Here is a 3,048-nt window from a genome sequence, read left to right on the forward strand (position 1 = left end):
GCTGGGCGGGCGCCCCCGGACCGTCCTGCTCCCCCGGCGCGGGTGCCGTGGGGCGGGGGCCGGGCCCGGCCGCGGCCTCGTACTGCTCGACCAGGGCCTGCCCCCTGGCCAGGACGCCGTCGGGCAGGTGCACCGTTCCGCTGGCCAGGGTGATCAGGTCGACGCGCGCGCCGAGCTCGGCGGCGAAGGCGGTGAGCCGGTCACGGTCGGCCGGGGAGCGCATGTCGACGAGGGCGACGACCACGTAGTGCGCGCGGGGGTGGCGGGCGTGCAGGTCGCGGATGGTGTTCAGGACGGTGTTGCCGGTGGAGAACTCGTCGTCGACGAGGACCAGCGGCCCGCTGCCGGCCAGCAGCTTCGGGTCCTCGGGCAGCAGCAGGTGCGAGGTGGCGTGCGAGTGGGCCTCCTCGAACCCGCCGGCGGGGGGGCCGCCCGGGGCCGGGCCCCCCCCCCCCCCGGGGCCCCGCGCGCGAGCTGAGTGTGGGGGTTGGGGGCCGCGTCCGGGGGGGGGGGGGCGCCGGCGCGCCCCCCCCCCCCCCCCCCGCGGCACCCCACGCCCGGTACGGGGCGGCGGGTGGAGTGCAGGTAGGGGGCGGAGCCGAGGCCGTCGGCGACGCAGTGGCCGAGTCCGGTGGCGGTCTCGGCGTAGCCGAGGACGACCGCGGAGGCGGCGTCTTCGCCCAGCAGGGCCCGGACGCGCTCGCCGAGGCCGTGTCCGGCGGCGTGGACGGCCCCCGGGGACTGGGGGACGTGCTTGCCCAGTACCTGCGAGACCAGCAGGTGGGCCCGCTTGGGGTTGCGGCGCAGGGCCAGCCCGAGCAGTTCGTCCAGCCGCGGCGATCCCGGCCCGCGCCCTGGCGATCCCGGATCGCCGGCCTCCTCCAGGCGTACGCCCAGCCGGTCCGCGACCCAGGTTCCCGACCACACCGCGTCGATCTTCTTGCCCTTCTCCGTGTCCACGTGCGGGCTCACACCTGGAGCCCTGCCGTGAGGAGGTCGACGAAGCCGACCTCTTCCTTCGCCACGCCGAAGACCTCGGCGCGGAGCATCGTGCGCTCGGCCCAGGCCCGGTGGGGCTTCACCTCGTTCATTTTGTTCGTGTAGGCGGAACGCATGACTCCGCCGCCGCCCCGCTCGGGGCGCAGGATGTCCTGGGCGTCGCTGAACTCCTCGTGGGAGACCACGGACAGCGCGTGGACGGGGGTGACGTGGGCGGGGTGGATGCAGGTCTTGCCGAGGAGTCCGTTGGCCCGGTCGAGTTCGATCTCGCGCAGCAGCCCGTCGAGGTCGTGCTCGATGAGGGTGGTGCGCAGTTCCTCCGCCCCTTCCTCCAGGAAGGGGCTGCGGCGCAGCTGCGGCTTGAAGAGGCGCTGCTGGCTGCGGAAGTACTCCCAGACGGGACCGGTGACGGTGAAGCCGGTGCCGTCGGCGCGGCTGAGGACGTTCACCACGTCGGCGATGACTCCGGCGACGATCTGGACGTCGTAGGCGGTCATGTCCGGGGTGCGGCGCAGTCCGTAGACCGAGCAGAAGTCGGTGACGCCCAGGCGCAGGGCCAGGACGCGGTCGCGGTACCGGTTGACGGTGCGGGAGATGCCGGCGAGGGCTTCGACGCGGGTTTCGAGGTGCAGGAGGTCGGGGGTCTCCAGGACGGGCATCGCGTACAGCGGGTGCTGTCCGCTTTCCGCTTCCGCCCGGGCGACGGCGTCGAGGAACGCGGTCCCACGGTTCTCGGTGAACTTGGGGAGTACGAATCCGGCCAGTCTGCGGACGGAGCCGCCGAGGCGGCGGACGAGCTCGGGTATCTGCTCGGGGGTGCGGACCCGGATGAAGAGGAGGGGGAGCTCGCCGCCGTCGGCGTCGAGGGCGGCGAACTGCCGGACGAGGTTGTCCTCGGCGTCGGCGACCTCGGCGTCGCTGATCGAATCCTCCAGGCAGAGCACCATGGAGACGACTCCTCGGCCGGCCTGCTTGTGGACGTCCGCGGCGAGGTGGGGGCGGGTGGCGGGGCTGTAGAGGGTGGCTCCGAGGGCGGCGGCGAGAATGCGGGCGGGGGAGGCGCCGGTGAACTCGGCAGGCTCCTGGTGGAAGAGGTCCTTGCGGACGGTGGGCGATATATGCCCAAAGTGACGCATGTGCTTCCCCCGTACTGCCTCGGCGGCCCAACTGGCGTGGCCGGTAATAGTACGTACGAATGTGAGTCAAGAGTTCCTCAAACGCATGAAGTTCAGGTAACCCTCTTGCACCATGCCCAGGACTTTCGTCCGCGACAAGGCCCTGCGGGGGGCCGCGTTGTTCCGCGCCGCCCCGGGAGGGCAGGATGACGGGCATGACGCACGCGATGCAGAAGGGCTCCAACATCCCGGTGACCGCCATGGCGGTCCGGGCGGTGCTGCGCTGGACCGGCGGCCCCGAGGTGCCGGACGTCGACGCCTCGGCGCTGCTCGTGGGCCCGGACGGGCGCGTGCGCTCGGACGAGGACTTCGTGTTCTACAACCAGCCCCGGCACCCCTCGGGAGCCGTGTGGCGGCTCGGCAAGAAGCAGATCGGCGAGGCGATCACCGACGCCGTGCAGGCGGACCTGCGCGCGGTGCCGCCGGTGGTGGACCGGATCCTGGTGGTGGCCTCCGCCGAGGACGTGCCGTTCCAGCAGGTCCAGGACCTGCGCATCCTGCTGTACGACGCCACGACCAGCGGCGGCTCCGAGCCGCTGGCCTTCTTCGACGTACACCCCGAAACGGGTGCCGAGACGGCCCTGATCTGCGGCGAGGTGTACCGGCGCGGCGACGGATGGAAGTTCCGGGCGCTGGGCGAGGGCTACTCGAACGGGCTCGTGGGGCTGGCGACCGACCACGGGATCTCCGTGGACGAGAACGCCGCCGAGGCCTCCGGGGCCGAGCCCGCCGCCGGGCCGGCCGCCGAGCAGACGGCCGCGATGCGCCCGCCGGCCCCGCAGACACCGCCGGCCCCGCAGGCACCCCGTACGCCGCTGACCCAGGCCCCGCCGGCCGCGCAGCCGGCGTACGGGTACCCGCAGCCGGTGTCCCC

2 protein-coding genes and 2 pseudogenes are annotated in these 3,048 nt (G+C 73.5%); 1 reads left to right on the forward strand and 3 read right to left on the reverse strand.

Annotated features, from left to right (window positions below):
- The 3 genes and pseudogenes from ACFXA3_RS39815 to ACFXA3_RS39825 form a co-directional block, all read right to left on the reverse strand.
- Positions 1-429, reverse strand: a pseudogene (locus ACFXA3_RS39815) (phosphoribosyltransferase domain-containing protein); the annotation flags it as partial.
- Positions 430-552: 123 nt separating this feature from the next.
- A pseudogene (locus ACFXA3_RS39820) lies at positions 553-936 on the reverse strand (phosphoribosyltransferase domain-containing protein); the annotation flags it as partial.
- A gap of 32 nt (positions 937-968) precedes the next feature.
- Entirely contained in the window at positions 969-2,135 is a 1,167-nt protein-coding gene (locus ACFXA3_RS39825) for an HpcH/HpaI aldolase/citrate lyase family protein (RefSeq protein ID WP_385195878.1), read from the reverse strand.
- 185 nt (positions 2,136-2,320) lie between these two features.
- Here ACFXA3_RS39825 and ACFXA3_RS39830 point away from each other — a divergent pair.
- A partial coding sequence (locus ACFXA3_RS39830) for a TerD family protein (RefSeq protein WP_385195880.1) occupies positions 2,321-3,048 on the forward strand: 728 nt, incomplete at its 3' end.

Source organism: Streptomyces sp. NPDC059456 (assembly GCF_042750055.1).
Taxonomy (GTDB): Bacteria; Actinomycetota; Actinomycetes; order Streptomycetales; family Streptomycetaceae; genus Streptomyces.